Origin of the sequence: Citrobacter sp. Cpo032 (assembly GCF_030332975.1) — a bacterium.
Classification (GTDB): domain Bacteria; phylum Pseudomonadota; class Gammaproteobacteria; order Enterobacterales; family Enterobacteriaceae; genus Citrobacter; species Citrobacter portucalensis.
In genome coordinates this window covers 377,949-392,128 of record NZ_JAOWGU010000034.1, presented here as the reverse complement: position 1 = coordinate 392,128, position 14,180 = coordinate 377,949, and the positions used below count along the sequence as shown (strand labels likewise).

General features: G+C 52.5%; 14 protein-coding genes. 9 read left to right on the top strand and 5 right to left on the bottom strand.

Going from position 1 to position 14,180, the window contains the following annotated elements; genetic code table 11:
- Window positions 1-22: 22 nt before the first annotated feature.
- Together pgm and seqA are read right to left on the bottom strand one after the other, a co-directional pair.
- Entirely contained in the window at window positions 23-1,663 is a 1,641-nt protein-coding gene (gene pgm / locus OGY33_RS03865) for a phosphoglucomutase (alpha-D-glucose-1,6-bisphosphate-dependent) (RefSeq protein WP_008784117.1), read from the bottom strand.
- Window positions 1,664-1,687: 24 nt separating this feature from the next.
- Window positions 1,688-2,230, bottom strand: a complete 543-nt coding sequence (gene seqA, locus OGY33_RS03860; RefSeq protein ID WP_048214679.1) for a replication initiation negative regulator SeqA — start codon at window positions 2,228-2,230, stop codon at window positions 1,688-1,690.
- 194 nt (window positions 2,231-2,424) lie between these two features.
- On the opposite strand from seqA, the gene ybfF reads away from it, so the two are divergent.
- From ybfF to OGY33_RS03815, 9 genes are all read left to right on the top strand, one after another.
- The gene (gene ybfF, locus OGY33_RS03855) at window positions 2,425-3,198 is read left to right on the top strand and encodes an esterase (protein WP_048236466.1); all 774 of its coding nucleotides are present in this window, start codon (window positions 2,425-2,427) and stop codon (window positions 3,196-3,198) included.
- 128 nt (window positions 3,199-3,326) lie between these two features.
- Entirely contained in the window at window positions 3,327-3,614 is a 288-nt protein-coding gene (gene ybfE / locus OGY33_RS03850) for a LexA regulated protein (protein ID WP_003831362.1), read from the top strand.
- A gap of 155 nt (window positions 3,615-3,769) precedes the next feature.
- Window positions 3,770-4,300, top strand: a complete 531-nt coding sequence (gene fldA, locus OGY33_RS03845) for a flavodoxin FldA (protein WP_003022839.1) — start codon at window positions 3,770-3,772, stop codon at window positions 4,298-4,300.
- 210 nt (window positions 4,301-4,510) lie between these two features.
- The gene (locus tag OGY33_RS03840; RefSeq protein ID WP_100247215.1) at window positions 4,511-4,597 is read left to right on the top strand and encodes a ryhB-regulated fur leader peptide; all 87 of its coding nucleotides are present in this window, start codon (window positions 4,511-4,513) and stop codon (window positions 4,595-4,597) included.
- Window positions 4,590-5,036 carry a ferric iron uptake transcriptional regulator gene (gene fur / locus OGY33_RS03835; protein ID WP_003022836.1) on the top strand — a complete coding sequence of 149 codons (447 nt, stop codon included), beginning with the start codon at window positions 4,590-4,592 and terminating at the stop codon, window positions 5,034-5,036. Before OGY33_RS03840 ends, fur begins: the two co-directional genes overlap by 8 nt.
- Window positions 5,037-5,164: 128 nt before the next feature.
- Entirely contained in the window at window positions 5,165-6,091 is a 927-nt protein-coding gene (gene tcuR / locus OGY33_RS03830) for a tricarballylate utilization LysR family transcriptional regulator TcuR (protein WP_048226092.1), read from the top strand.
- A 97-nt stretch (window positions 6,092-6,188) separates the two neighbouring features.
- Entirely contained in the window at window positions 6,189-7,592 is a 1,404-nt protein-coding gene (tcuA, locus tag OGY33_RS03825) for an FAD-dependent tricarballylate dehydrogenase TcuA (RefSeq protein WP_149608217.1), read from the top strand.
- Window positions 7,579-8,718 (top strand): tricarballylate utilization 4Fe-4S protein TcuB, encoded by a 1,140-nt coding sequence (gene tcuB / locus OGY33_RS03820; RefSeq protein WP_149608218.1) that lies wholly within the window; start codon window positions 7,579-7,581, stop codon window positions 8,716-8,718. Before tcuA ends, tcuB begins: the two co-directional genes overlap by 14 nt.
- A 53-nt stretch (window positions 8,719-8,771) precedes the next feature.
- The gene (locus tag OGY33_RS03815; RefSeq protein ID WP_149608219.1) at window positions 8,772-10,067 is read left to right on the top strand and encodes an MFS transporter; all 1,296 of its coding nucleotides are present in this window, start codon (window positions 8,772-8,774) and stop codon (window positions 10,065-10,067) included.
- Between the two features lie 50 nt (window positions 10,068-10,117).
- On the opposite strand, the gene OGY33_RS03810 is transcribed toward OGY33_RS03815, so the two are convergent.
- The 3 genes from OGY33_RS03810 to glnS all read right to left on the bottom strand — a co-directional run bounded on the left by OGY33_RS03810 (window position 10,118) and on the right by glnS (window position 14,010).
- Window positions 10,118-10,450: a ChiQ/YbfN family lipoprotein gene (locus OGY33_RS03810; RefSeq protein WP_032942698.1), complete on the bottom strand. Its 333-nt coding sequence runs from the start codon at window positions 10,448-10,450 to the stop codon at window positions 10,118-10,120.
- A gap of 49 nt (window positions 10,451-10,499) precedes the next feature.
- Complete coding sequence (gene chiP / locus OGY33_RS03805; RefSeq protein WP_103015089.1) at window positions 10,500-11,906, bottom strand: chitoporin ChiP; 1,407 nt, start codon at window positions 11,904-11,906, stop codon at window positions 10,500-10,502.
- 436 nt (window positions 11,907-12,342) lie between these two features.
- Window positions 12,343-14,010 carry a glutamine--tRNA ligase gene (glnS, locus tag OGY33_RS03800; RefSeq protein WP_048226099.1) on the bottom strand — a complete coding sequence of 556 codons (1,668 nt, stop codon included), beginning with the start codon at window positions 14,008-14,010 and terminating at the stop codon, window positions 12,343-12,345.
- Window positions 14,011-14,180 lie beyond the last annotated feature (170 nt).

Sequence of the window (14,180 nt, the reverse complement as noted above, 5' to 3'; positions counted from 1 at the left end):
AGCGTCTTATCCGGCCTACGGTTTACGCGTTCTTCAGCACTTCGCTGACGATCTCAACCGCTTCTTTTTCGATCTGCTTGCGGTGTTCTTCACCGAGGAAGCTCTCGCAGTAGATTTTATAAGCGTCTTCGGTGCCGGACGGACGAGCGGCAAACCAGCCGTTGTCAGTCATCACTTTCAGACCGCCGATAGAAGCACCGTTGCCCGGTGCCGCCGTCAGACGAGCGGTGATCGGGTCGCCCGCCAGCGTGCTGGCACTCACCATTTCCGGAGACAGCTTAGACAGCGCCGCTTTCTGTGCGGAGGTCGCACTTGCCTGCAGGCGGTTGTAGCTCGGCGCACCAAAGCGGGCAGCCAGTTCGTTGTAGTGCTCCTGCGGATTCTTACCGGTCACTGCGGTAATTTCTGCCGCCAACAGGCACATGATGATGCCGTCTTTGTCGGTCGACCACGGTGTACCGTCGAAACGCAGGAAAGATGCCCCCGCACTCTCTTCACCACCAAAGCCAAAGCTGCCGTCGAACAGACCGTCAACAAACCATTTAAAGCCAACCGGCACTTCGACCAGTTTACGCCCTAAATCATTCACCACGCGGTCAATCATTGCCGAGGACACCAGCGTCTTACCAACGGCAACATCTTTGCCCCACTGCGGACGATGCTGGAACAGGTAGTTGATCGCCACCGCCAGATAGTGGTTCGGATTCATCAGCCCTGCCGGGGTGACGATACCGTGACGGTCGTAGTCTGGGTCGTTGGCAAAGGCCAGATCGAACTTGTCGCGCAGCGCCAGCAGGCCCGCCATCGCGCACTCGGAGGAGCAGTCCATGCGGATTGCGCCATCTTTGTCGAGATGCATGAAACGGAAAGTCTGATCAACGTGATCGTTAACGATAGTCAGGTTCAGGTTGTAGTGCTTAGCAATACGCTTCCAGTATTCGATACCGGAACCGCCCAGCGGATCGACACCCAGTGTCAGACCCGCTTTTTGGATCGCTGCCATGTCGACGATGTCAGCCAGTCCTTCAACAAACGGCTGAACCAGATCCTGCTCTGTTACATGACCAGATGCCAGCGCAGCATCCAGCGACATGCGCTTCACGCCTTGCAGACCGTCAGCCAGCAGCGCGTTGGCTCTGTCTTCCACCACTTTGGTGACGTTGGTATCTGCCGGACCACCGTTTGGCGGGTTATATTTAATGCCGCCATCTTCCGGCGGGTTGTGGGACGGCGTGATCACAATGCCGTCAGCCAGCGGGCCGCCTTTTTTGTTGTGGACCAGGATAGCATTCGACACAGCAGGGGTTGGCGTAAAGCCGTTATTTTCCTGCACGATGACGTCAACGCCGTTCGCCGCCAGCACTTCCAGTACAGAGATAAAAGCCGGTTCAGACAGCGCGTGGGTATCCTTGCCCACATAGCACGGGCCAGTAATCCCGTTTTTCGCACGTTCTTCAGCAATCGCCTGAGCGATAGCCAGAATATGCGGCTCGTTAAAACTATGACGACCTGCACTGCCACGATGTCCGGACGTACCGAACTTAACGGCGTGCTCAGCGTTCCCTGCTGTTGGTTTCAGTACATAGTACTGTGCCGTCAGTTGGGCGACGTTAATCAAATCACTCTGTTGCGCAGGTTGACCTGCACGGTTGTGGATTGCCATTGCCTGGTCCTTCTAATGCAAGGATTAAATTGTTCCGCAAACCTTTTCAATCAATTCCGCAGGGAATTGCATTGACTGCATGATGTGTTCAACCATGCTGCATTTACGGCCGGTATTGGTGTTGGTGATCACCCAGTACGGCGTGCCTGGCACGTGTTTCGGTTTGGTTTGATTACCATTTTTCAGCAGCGTCTGTTCATCCGCTGCAAAATAAACGCGCGTACGGCCATGCAACGATTCCGTTGCTTCGGCGAACGCGTTTTGATCCAGTGAATAGAGTGTAGACAGCACCAGCATAAAGCGATTTACTGCTTTCTTCTGTTCCGCGTATTCGTCGGACAGCAGCAGTTCACGCATCGCGCGCACTTTATCTTTTACGGGGTTAACCGGCTTAGCTTCCACGACAGGTTGCACAGCGCGGACTTCTTTGACTACCGGAGTGACAGGCTGTGATGCGGCGGAAAATTTCAACATACGCCGTAAAATGTCGGATGCGCTCTCGCCAATATGCTTGGTGTGGCTGGCAATATAGCTATAGAGTTCATCATCAACTTCAATCGTTTTCATCTTAATCCAGTGCAGTGTTTAGCTGAATACAAGTTGTCGGGGTAAACACACGTAGTGTAAAGGCAAATCCCAACAGCGGATAGCGTCAAGCCTGGTGGCCAGCAAAACTCAGAGTAACCGTAGTTGTTGCAGCCATGTGGCAGAATGGTCAACATGATACCCTAACCCGTGAGTGTGAAAAAAAGAACTTTGCCATGAAATTGAATATCCGAGCGCAATCTGCGCAAAACCTGCACAATAATTCTCCCATCGTCCTGGTTCACGGCCTGTTTGGCAGTCTTGATAACCTGGGGATCCTGGCGCGCGATCTGGTGGTCGATCACGATATCATCCAGGTTGATATGCGAAATCATGGCCTCTCCCCTCGCTCCCCTGAGATGAATTATCCGGCCATGGCGCAAGATTTGCTGGATACGCTGGACGCTCAGCAAATAGAAAAGGCGACCTTTATTGGTCACTCGATGGGGGGGAAAGCCGTCATGGCGTTAACCGCACTGGCTCCTGATCGTATCGATCGACTGGTGGCCATTGATATTGCTCCGGTCGACTATCATGTTCGCCGTCACGATGCGATCTTTACCGCTATTAATGCCGTAACCGATGCCCAGGCCACTTCGCGTCAGCAGGCGGCCAGCGTCATGCGTCAACATCTGCATGAGGAAGGCGTAATCCAGTTTCTGCTGAAATCGTTCGTCGACGGCGAATGGCGTTTTAACGTTCCCGTGCTGTGGGATCAGTATCCTCATATCGTCGGTTGGGAAACCATTCCTGCGTGGGAGCACCCGGCGCTGTTTATCCCTGGCGGCAACTCACCGTATGTTACCGAAGCGTATCGCGAACAACTGCTGGCGCAATTCCCACAGGCTCGGGCGCATGTTATTGCAGGAGCCGGTCATTGGGTGCATGCGGAAAAACCGGAGGCGGTGCTGCGCGCCATCCGTCGTTATCTGAACGAACAGGCTAACTGATTAAAAACTCAGCGTCTGCGCGCGATTACGCGCGTGGGCGTTGGCGTGTCACCCCTGCTGATGTATTATGGCGCGCTATCCATCCGGGCAGACGCCTGGCTGATTGTTTCCCCGAAGTCACCAAGATCATGGCCAAAGAACAAACGGACCGTACGACATTAGATCTGTTCGCGCAGGAGCGTCGCCCGGGACGACCCAAAACTAATCCGCTCTCGCGTGATGAACAGTTACGTATTAATAAACGTAATCAGCTTAAGCGTGACAAAGTTCGCGGGCTTAAGCGTGTCGAACTGAAACTGAACGCTGATGCCGTTGACGCTCTGAACGAGCTGGCCGAGGCGCGCAACATGAGTCGCAGTGAACTCATCGAAGAGATGCTGATGACCCAACTCAGCACATTGCGCGGTCAGGCATAGTCTGAATTTCTGCTCTAAATCATAAATCGTGTAGCACAGAGTGCAGTCCTGCGTGTTTGCTGTTTCCGCATGCCTGACTGTTCTGCTATGATTGCCCTTATCCGTGGGCAATGCGCCACCACCATTTCAATAAGTTTCAAGAGGTTATTTAACTCATGGCAATCACTGGCATCTTTTTCGGCAGCGACACCGGTAATACCGAAAACATCGCAAAAATGATTCAAAAACAGCTTGGTAAAGACGTTGCCGATGTTCATGACATTGCAAAAAGCAGCAAAGAAGACCTCGAAGGTTATGACATTCTGCTGCTAGGCATCCCAACCTGGTACTACGGTGAAGCGCAGTGTGACTGGGACGACTTCTTCCCTACCCTCGAAGACATTGATTTTAATGGCAAACTGGTTGCATTGTTCGGCTGCGGCGACCAGGAAGATTACGCAGAATATTTCTGCGATGCGTTAGGGACCATTCGCGACATCATCGAACCGCGCGGCGCAACCATCGTTGGTCACTGGCCGACGGCGGGTTATCACTTTGAAGCGTCTAAAGGCCTGGCTGACGACGACCACTTTGTCGGTCTGGCTATCGATGAAGATCGCCAGCCAGAACTGACAGCAGAACGCGTAGAAAAATGGGTTAAGCAGATCTCTGAAGAGCTGCACCTCGACGAAATCATTAATGCCTGATTTCGTGCGGCGTAGATTTCCATCTGCGCCGCATCAATAGATAAAACCAATCAAAATAATTGCTACAAATTTGTAACTTTTTCGTCTGACCCTGTACAATGGCTGGATGCCAATCGGGTGTTGCACAGTGTGTTTGTCGGCGATACCACGTTTTGATTAACAATATATGCCAGAGACTTGCAGTTTTCATTTAGCCATGGCAGTTCTATAATGATACGCATTATCTCAAGTGCAATTTCTGTCACTTCTGTTAATGAAGTGAATCGTTTAGCTACAGGACAGATTCCGCATGACTGACAACAATACCGCATTAAAGAAGGCTGGCCTGAAAGTAACGCTTCCTCGTTTAAAAATTCTGGAAGTTCTTCAGGAACCGGATAACCATCACGTCAGTGCGGAAGATTTATACAAACGCCTGATCGATATGGGTGAAGAAATTGGTCTGGCGACCGTGTATCGTGTGCTGAACCAGTTTGATGATGCCGGTATCGTGACCCGCCATAATTTTGAAGGTGGTAAATCCGTCTTCGAGCTGACTCAACAGCATCATCACGATCACCTCATCTGTCTCGACTGCGGTAAAGTAGTCGAGTTCAGCGATGATTCCATCGAAGCGCGCCAGCGTGAGATCGCGGCTAAACATGGTATTCGTTTAACCAACCATAGTCTCTATCTCTACGGCCACTGCGCTGAAGGCGATTGCCGCGAAGATGAGCATGCCCACGACGGCAAATAATGTAATGCTTTTTGAAAAGCCAACCTTCCGGTTGGCTTTTTTTATGGGCATTACCTGCCCTTTTCCCCTTCCCTCCGCTCCTGTGTTGCTTTAATGTAAAAATCAATTGCCCCTTCCGGAGAGTCGAAATGGAACTTCGCCAGCTACGCTATTTTGTGCGCATTGTAGAAACCGGCAGCATGGGTAGCGCGGCACTCGATCTCAATATCGGGGTTTCGGCACTCAGCCAGCAAATGTCGCGTCTGGAAAGCGAACTCGCTATTCGCCTGCTGCAGCGCACCTCGCGCGGTGTGACGCCCACCAGCGCCGGGCTGGCTTTTTACTCCCAGGCGCAGCTGGCGCTTCGTCACGCAGACGACGCGATCCTCGCCGCACGCGAGTCCCGGCTTTCCGGGCACGTCAGCGTCGGCATGGCTCCCAGTACCGCTTCCGTTCTCGGAATGCCGTTTATCAACGCCATGCGGGAAAGCTACAGTGATGTCCGTCTGCATGTGGTGGAAAGCCTCTCTGGCAATCTGGAGCGGATGATTAATACCCGCCAGATTGATCTGGCTGTCGTGTTTCAGAAAGAAAAGATCCTGCGCTGGAGCGCCATACCGATTCTCGAAGAGCGGCTGTTTTTGATTGGGACTCATGCCTTACTGGCTGATATTGCCGATGACAATATTGCTCCAGCCCAGCTGGCAAGTATCCCATTGATAATGCCAAGCCCGGGCCACGGTCTGCGCGGCAGGCTGGAAGCGATTTGTCAGGAACACGCTCTGAACATTGAGATCGCCACGGAAATTGATGGTCTGGCGCTACTCATGCGCGCCGTGCGCAGTGGCATTGGTGCCACTCTCCAGCCCGGCGCGGCAATTTCCCATCTCGATAAAGAGACGCTAAGAGTGATCGGCGTCCACAATCCAATACTTAGCCGCCCCAACTTTCTGGTGAGTCTCTCAGACGATGAACTCACCCCGGCAGGCCTCGCGGCCCGCGTGGTGCTGACGAAAGTGATGCATCAACTGGTGGAAGCAGGAAGCTGGCCTGGCGCCATCCTTTACAATAACTAAAGTACCGTTTAGCACCACGTCATAGCGCCCGCACAAGCCGTGCGTATACATTTCAATTACAAATTTAACAAATGGTTAAATGGTAATGGAGTATACGATGGTTGATGTTCTGGTGATTGGTGGTGGCAATGCCGCGTTATGCGCTGCCTTGTCTGCCCGCGAGCAAGGAGCTTCGGTACTCCTGCTCGAAGCGGCTCCCCGTGAATGGCGCGGAGGAAACTCCCAACACACACGTAATTTACGTTGTATGCATGACGCGCCGCAGGATGTGCTGGTGGAAAGCTATCCGGAAGAGGAGTTCTGGCAGGATCTGTGGCGCGTCACGGAAGGGAATACCAACGAAGCGCTGGCGCGTCTGGTGATCCGTACCTCTTCACAATGCCGTGACTGGATGCGTCAGCACGGCGTTAACTTTCAACCTCCTCTCTCCGGCGCTTTGCACGTGGCGCGAACCAACGCCTTTTTTATGGGCGGTGGAAAGGCCCTGGTGAATGCCTATTATCGCAGCGCAGAAAAGCTGGGCGTTCAAATTCGCTATAACACCCCCGTTCAGGCGCTTGAACTGCGTAATGGCGAGTTCGTGGCGGCGTTGGCAGGCGAAGAGCGCATCACCGCTAAGTCCTGCGTGCTTGCCGCTGGCGGATTCGAATCTAACCGGGAGTGGTTGCGCGAAGCCTGGGGGGAAAATGCCCGCGGCGAGTGGCCTGCGGATAACTTTCTGATTCGCGGCACGCGTTTTAATCAGGGCGTACTGCTCAAATTTATGATGGATGCTGGCGCAGACATTATCGGCGATCCCTCCCAGTCACACTGTGTGGCTATTGATGCCAGAGCACCATTATATGATGGCGGAATTTGCACCCGCGTGGACTGCGTCTCGCTGGGCATAATGGTAAACCGTGACGCAGATCGTTTTTATGATGAAGGCGAAGATTTCTGGCCCAAACGCTACGCCATCTGGGGACGTCTGGTCGCTCAACAGCCAGGACAGATTGGCTACTCCATCATCGACAGTAAAGCTATCGGACACTTCATGCCTCCGGTCTTTCCTGGCGCGCAGGCCAATACGTTGGCAGAACTGGCCTTTCAGTTAGGACTGGATGCCGAACGCTTTACCCACACCGTGACAGAGTACAACAACGCCTGCCAGCCAGGTCAGTTCGACCATACCGTTCTGGATAACTGCGCCACTAAAGATTTGCTACCCGCGAAAACGCATTGGGCGCGACCGCTGGATCAACCGCCTTACTACGGCTATGCCCTGCGGCCAGGGATCACCTTCACTTATCTTGGGTTAAAAGTGAACGAACGCGCCGCTGTGCAATTTGCCGGGCTTCCAAGCCGCAACCTGTTCGTCGCCGGAGAGATGATGGCGGGCAACGTGCTGGGCAAGGGTTACACCGCAGGCGTGGGGATGTCGATCGGCACCACCTTTGGCCGCATTGCCGGAAAAGAAGCCGCGCTGGCCGCACGTAAGGAGACACGTCATGAAGCAGCTTGAGAAACTGATCATCGAAGCACAAATTATCACCGAACCGGAAGCGGAAGTTGAACGTGTAATGCAGGTGTGCAATGCCTGTCGCTATTGTGAAGGCTTTTGCGCCGTGTTCCCGGCCATGACGCAGCGTCTGGAATTCGGTAAAGCGGATATCAATTATCTGGCAAACTTGTGCCATAACTGCGGCGCTTGCCTGCACGCGTGTCAGTATGCCCCGCCTCATGAATTTGCCATCAACGTGCCGAAAGCGATGGCGGAAGTCCGGCTCGAAACCTATCAGCATTACGCGCAACCCGCCGCCTTTGGCACGCTTTATCGTCGCGCAGGCGTAACCGTGACGCTGGCGCTGGTTTTCGGTCTGATCCTGTTTTTACTCCTCGCTATAGGTTTGAAAGGTTCATTATTCCATCCTCCACTGGCCGGGGATTTCTATCAAATTTTCCCGCATAACCTGCTGGCCTGGATGTTTGGTTCGGTGTTTATTCTGGCGATCGGTTTGCTGATGGCGGGCGTGATCCGCTTCTGGCGCGAGATCTCTCCGGGTATGCCGCGTTCCGCCGAGATTGCTGAAGCCTCACACGATGCGCTGACGCTGAAATATCTCGATGGTGGCCACGGCAAAGGTTGTAACGAAGCGGATGATGCCTTCACCCTGATGCGCCGCCGTTTCCACCACTTTACCTTCTACGGTTTTATGCTCTGCTTTGCCGCCACCGTGGTGGCAACAGGCTATCACTACTTTGCAGGCATAGAAGCGCCCTACCCGTTCTTCAGCGTTCCGGTCATGCTGGGTACATTGGGCGGCATTGGTCTGGTTATCGGCCCGGCTGGCCTGCTATGGCTGAATCTTAAGCGCTCACCGCTACATGGCGACGCACGGCAAAAACCGATGGATCGCGGTTTTATTTTGCTGCTGCTGCTGACCAGTCTGACTGGTCTGGCGCTGCTGGCGGGAAGGGACACTTCATGGATGGCTATTTTACTGGCCATTCATCTCGGTGTGGTCATGGCGCTTTTTCTGACCATTCCTTACGGAAAATTTGCCCACGGATTTTACCGCTGCGCAGCCTTACTCAAGTGGGCGATTGAGAAACGGCGCGGCAAACAGGCGGGAGTCTCAGGCGACTAACCCGCAAACTCTTACCTCTATAAATATTATGATAAGACAGTGGAGCAAACCCAATGACACAACAACCATCGCGCACCGGAACTTTCGGCGCAATACTGCGGGTAACCAGCGGTAATTTTCTCGAACAGTTCGACTTTTTTCTGTTCGGGTTTTACGCCACCTATATTGCAAAGACGTTCTTCCCCGCTGAGAGTGAGTTTGCCGGGCTCATGTTGACCTTTGCGGTTTTCGGTTCGGGTTTTTTAATGCGGCCCGTTGGCGCAATCGTGCTGGGTGCTTATATCGACAGAATTGGTCGCCGCAAAGGACTGATGGTGACGCTGGCGATCATGGGCTGCGGGACCCTGCTGATTGCCCTGGTTCCCGGTTATCAAAGTATTGGCCTGCTGGCTCCTGTGCTGGTATTAGTCGGTCGATTATTGCAGGGATTCTCTGCGGGCGTGGAACTGGGAGGCGTTTCGGTTTATCTTTCTGAAATCGCCACGCCTGGCAATAAAGGTTTCTACACCAGCTGGCAGTCCGCCAGCCAACAGGTTGCCATTGTGGTGGCAGCGCTGATTGGCTACGGCCTGAATGCCACGCTGGGGCACGATGAAATCTCTGAATGGGGCTGGCGCATTCCGTTCTTTATTGGTTGTATGATTATTCCGTTGATCTTCGTCCTGCGCCGCTCGCTTCAGGAAACGGACGCATTTTTACAACGTACGCACCGTCCCGACACCAGGGAGATTTTCACCACTATCCTCAAAAACTGGCGTCTTATCTCAGCAGGTACGCTGCTGGTAGCGATGACCACAACGACGTTTTACTTCATAACCGTCTATACCCCGACCTACGGCAGGGCTGTACTCCACCTGAGCGCGCGCGATAGCCTGATAGTCACCATGCTGGTCGGTATTTCTAACTTTATCTGGCTGCCGATTGGCGGGGCGATTTCTGACCGAATTGGTCGTCGTCCGGTATTGATGGGGATTACCGTACTCGCACTACTCACCACCTGGCCGGTAATGCACTGGCTCACCGCCGCACCAGATTTTACGCGTATGACGCTGGTCCTGCTTTGGTTCTCGTTCTTTTTTGGCATGTACAACGGGGCAATGGTCGCCGCACTCACCGAGGTGATGCCTGTCTATGTCCGTACGGTGGGTTTTTCACTGGCCTTCAGTCTGGCTACGGCGATTTTTGGCGGTCTGACACCCGTCATATCCACGGCGCTGGTCCAGCTAACCGGAGATAAAAGCTCGCCGGGATGGTGGCTGATGTGCGCGGCACTTTGCGGACTCGCCGCCACGGCAATGCTGTTTGTCCGCCTGAGTCGTCATTATCAACCGGCCGAACAGAAACTCTGACATGCAAACGGGCGGAGAATTCTCCGCCCGTTGTATTTTCATTTTTCGATTTACTGTGCAGTATTCTTACTGCGTATTTCCTGCCAGACCTTGTCACAATCAGCATTAACGGACTGACCGTTACCCGTGTGCGTGGCCTGGATACACTGCTGATAATCCAGCACGCGTACGCTTTCTTCATTGGCAAACTGTTGGTGCTGTTTTTCTTTCTTCAGCACATTCAACACGCTTTGGCAGGCTTCAATTTTCTCCGGCGATCCCTGCGCGGTATTAATACACGCGCTGTAGGCTTCTTTCAGACGGCTGTCCTCTTTCGGCGCAGGAGATTGCGCACACGCCACCAGCCCTGATGCCATAACGGCGATGAGTATCAGTTTTTTCATAGCACTTTCCTCAACGATGCGGCAGGCACCCGGCCTGCCGCTGTTGGCATTAGAAGATGGTGAACGGAGCAATAACGATGAACTTCACGTCGCGCTCATCCTGGAACATGTTGCCGTAGCCACCGCCCCAGCTCGGAATGTCTGAATGGTTGTCGTATTGAGTGAAGTGCAGCTTAAACATGGTGCCCTTCGCACGACCTTCCTGCAGGGTGTAGACCGCATCCAGGCTGTAAGAAGATTCTTCGATAGTCCGGTTTTTGTCGTAGTACGCATCCGGGTTGAGCTGCCAGGTTGATGGCTTAGCATCCCATGCGTAAACGTAGGACGCGCCTACCGCCCAGCCCGGCAGATTCCAGTTCTTCAGGTCATACATTGCGCCGAAGAAGACTGCCTTTTCACCGTTGGCGTTGAAGTCAGAACGGTTATCCCACCAGACATCCAGACGACCGTTTGAAGAGGCGTAGGTTGGGGTCATACGCTGCAGGAAGTAACCCTGCTGGCCGTCCGCTTTAACCCAGGTCCCTTCCAGACGAAGGTCAACGACTTCTGCCACTTTGTAGCCAAAGGTCAACGCCTGCAACCAGGCAGTGCCATCATAAATATCGTTCACGGTACGATCATCAACCTTGTCGCGTGCACCGTAGAACTGGTAGCTGGTGGTAAATGGGTTACCGCCTAAATCGAATTTGTAGCTGGCTTTTGCGAAGTACTGATCGACATAACCTTCAGACTGACCAAATGCCGCTTCCAGCAACAGGTTATTTTTGAAGTCATATTTCGCGCCAATTGAGTGCAGGTAATCAACGCTGGTCTTTTTATCAGCCTGATAGAATTTATCGACTTCGGTGTGCCACGGTGCTTTATATTCGTTAGCCCACATATAGGAGACACTCAGTGCGCCAGCATCACCGTAATCGAAGTTGGCACCGGCTTCAGCACCCTGATAGGTACCTGGCATAAAACTCCAGTGCGGTGCCAGCAGAGTCTGCCCGGTTGGTTGAATGTAACCGGCGCGCGCCCAGGTTGGGCCGTATTTAAATTTGGCTGCTGCTTTATAAAGGCTAATCCCGCTCTTATCGCCGGAGTAATCCTCGTCATAGCCTTTATTTTTGGAAGAAAATGCGATTTCGTTTGGATGGCCGCTTTCGCTACTTTCGTTCATTTCAATAGCGGTAAATGCTGCGATATCAATACCAAACATATCGGCCGCATAACCGGACTGGAAGTCGAGGTTAGCGTTCCAGGTGGAGTGAGAAAGGTTGGTTTTATATTTGTCATGATCGGTCACATCTTTACGGTCACGCTCACGCTGCCAGTAATAGATGCCACCTGTTAAGGTTGAGTCATCAATAAATCCTTCGGCGTGTACCTGCGGAGCGACAACAAAACCCGACATTGCTGTGATACCGGCGATAGCCAGCGCCAGCGTACTACGTTTGCCACTAAACGTACGCATATGTTAATCCTCTTTGACATATAAAATGCTGCCGACAAAAGCGGACAGCGAAAAAACAAAAAATAAAAAAGTAGCGCTAAGAAAACCTCAGTGACTACAATGAATAGACTATTTTTCGCGACGCGAATTATCAATCTCTTTCTGTAACGAGTATGTAATAGTATGAGCAACCGCACATATTTGATTGCTTTCTGTTACATTTTCATCGGAAGATAAAAAAGCGTTGAAAAAATTAAAAAATCGCTTGTTTTCCATGGAGATGAAATCGGTTTCAGCCCATTTCATATTGAGGTAAGTTATTTAAACGTAAAAACATTCGCCCAGCCCATTATTACGGACATGTAATTAATTCGCTCCGCAAACGGAGCCTGGAACACGTTTTTTTTGCGAAAAAAAACGCCGCATGAAGCGGCGTTTAGAGAGGATGTGTTGCGGCTTATTCGCCCGCTTTAGCCCACGTGTCACGTAGACCAACGGTACGGTTAAACACCAGCTTGTCAGCCGTTGCATAACGACTGTCCAGGCAGAAGTAACCTTCACGCTCAAACTGGAACGCTTTACCTGCAACCGCTGCCTTCAGCGACGGCTCACCGTAACCCTGCTTAATGACCAGCGATTCCGGGTTAATAACGGACAGGAAGTCTTCCGCCGCGCCTGGATTTGGCACGCTAAACAGACGATCGTACAAGCGGATTTCAATCGGCAGCGCATGGGACGCGCTCACCCAGTGAATAACGCCTTTGACTTTACGACCATCGGCCGGGTCTTTGCTCAGGGTGTCGGCATCGTAGGTGCAGAAAATGGTGGTGATATTCCCTTCCGCATCTTTCTCAACACGTTCGGCCTTGATCACATAAGCATTACGCAGACGTACTTCTTTGCCCATCACCAGACGCTTGTACTGCTTGTTCGCTTCTTCACGGAAGTCTGCGCGATCGATCCAAATTTCACCGCTAAATGGCACTTCGCGGCTGCCCATTTCCGGTTTGTTCGGATGGTTAGGCATGGTGACCAATTCGCTTTCGCCCTGCGGATAGTTTTCGATAACCAGTTTAACCGGATCGATAACCGCCATCGCGCGAGGGGCGTTTTCGTTCAGATCTTCGCGGATACAGGATTCCAGAGAAGCGATCTCAATGGTGTTGTCTTGCTTGGTCACGCCAATGCGTTTACAGAACTCACGGATCGCGGCAGCAGTGTAACCGCGACGACGCAGGCCAGAAATCGTCGGCATACGCGGATCGTCCCAGCCTTCAACGTGCTTGTCGGTCACCAGCAGATTCAGCTTACGCTTGGACATCACGGTATATTCCAGATTCAGGCGCGAGAATTCGTACTGACGCGGATGAACCGGAATGGTGATGTTGTCCAGCACCCAGTCGTACAGACGACGGTTATCCTGGAACTCCAGCGTACACAGGGAATGCGTAATGCCTTCCAGCGCATCGCTGATGCAGTGGGTAAAGTCGTACATCGGGTAGATGCACCACTTGTTGCCGGTCTGGTGGTGTTCGGCGAACTTAATACGGTACAGCACCGGATCGCGCATCACGATAAACGGCGACGCCATGTCGATTTTCGCACGCAGGCAGGCTTTACCTTCTTCAAAACCACCGGCACGCATTTTTTCGAACAGCGCCAGGTTCTCTTCGACGCTACGATCGCGGTACGGGCTATTTTTGCCAGGCTGAGTCAGCGTGCCGCGGTATTCACGGATTTCATCCGCTGACAGTTCGTCAACGTACGCCAGGCCTTTATTAATAAGCTCTACCGCATAGGCGTGAAGCTGATCGAAGTAATCCGAAGAGTAGCGAATGTCGCCAGTCCAGTGGAAACCTAACCATTCAACGTCGTTTTTAATCGACTCAACGTACTCGATATCTTCTTTAACCGGGTTCGTATCATCAAAACGCAGGTTGCACTGGCCCTGGTAATCTTGCGCAATGCCAAAGTTCAGACAAATGGATTTCGCGTGGCCAATGTGCAGATAGCCATTTGGCTCCGGCGGAAAACGGGTATGGATAGTGGTGTGCTTACCACTGGCCAGATCTTCATCGATGATCTGACGAATAAAGTTACTCGGGCGGGCTTCAGCCTCACTCATCGTGGATTCCTCAAAGCGTAAACAACGTATAACGGAGTATGATCTTATAAGCGACGTCAGGAGACAACTATTAGTTGCACAAAAAAGGTGTTTCAACAGGATATATGAGGGCATTTGCTGCAAAAAAAAGCGGCGGAGGAATATCCCCCGCCGCTTAAGGCACTTAACTC

What these genes read in the sequence shown, in the direction of transcription:
- OGY33_RS03840 (WP_100247215.1), top strand. Translation starts at nt 4,511, where the DNA reads ATGATACGCATTATCTCAAGTGCAATTTCTGTCACTTCTGTTAATGAA.
- chiP (WP_103015089.1), bottom strand. Translation starts at nt 11,906, where the DNA reads ATGCGTACGTTTAGTGGCAAACGTAGTACGCTGGCGCTGGCTATCGCC.
- fur (WP_003022836.1), top strand. Translation starts at nt 4,590, where the DNA reads ATGACTGACAACAATACCGCATTAAAGAAGGCTGGCCTGAAAGTAACG.
- OGY33_RS03815 (WP_149608219.1), top strand. Translation starts at nt 8,772, where the DNA reads ATGACACAACAACCATCGCGCACCGGAACTTTCGGCGCAATACTGCGG.
- glnS (WP_048226099.1), bottom strand. Translation starts at nt 14,010, where the DNA reads ATGAGTGAGGCTGAAGCCCGCCCGAGTAACTTTATTCGTCAGATCATC.
- ybfE (WP_003831362.1), top strand. Translation starts at nt 3,327, where the DNA reads ATGGCCAAAGAACAAACGGACCGTACGACATTAGATCTGTTCGCGCAG.
- pgm (WP_008784117.1), bottom strand. Translation starts at nt 1,663, where the DNA reads ATGGCAATCCACAACCGTGCAGGTCAACCTGCGCAACAGAGTGATTTG.
- tcuA (WP_149608217.1), top strand. Translation starts at nt 6,189, where the DNA reads ATGGTTGATGTTCTGGTGATTGGTGGTGGCAATGCCGCGTTATGCGCT.
- seqA (WP_048214679.1), bottom strand. Translation starts at nt 2,230, where the DNA reads ATGAAAACGATTGAAGTTGATGATGAACTCTATAGCTATATTGCCAGC.
- fldA (WP_003022839.1), top strand. Translation starts at nt 3,770, where the DNA reads ATGGCAATCACTGGCATCTTTTTCGGCAGCGACACCGGTAATACCGAA.
- ybfF (WP_048236466.1), top strand. Translation starts at nt 2,425, where the DNA reads ATGAAATTGAATATCCGAGCGCAATCTGCGCAAAACCTGCACAATAAT.
- tcuR (WP_048226092.1), top strand. Translation starts at nt 5,165, where the DNA reads ATGGAACTTCGCCAGCTACGCTATTTTGTGCGCATTGTAGAAACCGGC.
- OGY33_RS03810 (WP_032942698.1), bottom strand. Translation starts at nt 10,450, where the DNA reads ATGAAAAAACTGATACTCATCGCCGTTATGGCATCAGGGCTGGTGGCG.
- tcuB (WP_149608218.1), top strand. Translation starts at nt 7,579, where the DNA reads ATGAAGCAGCTTGAGAAACTGATCATCGAAGCACAAATTATCACCGAA.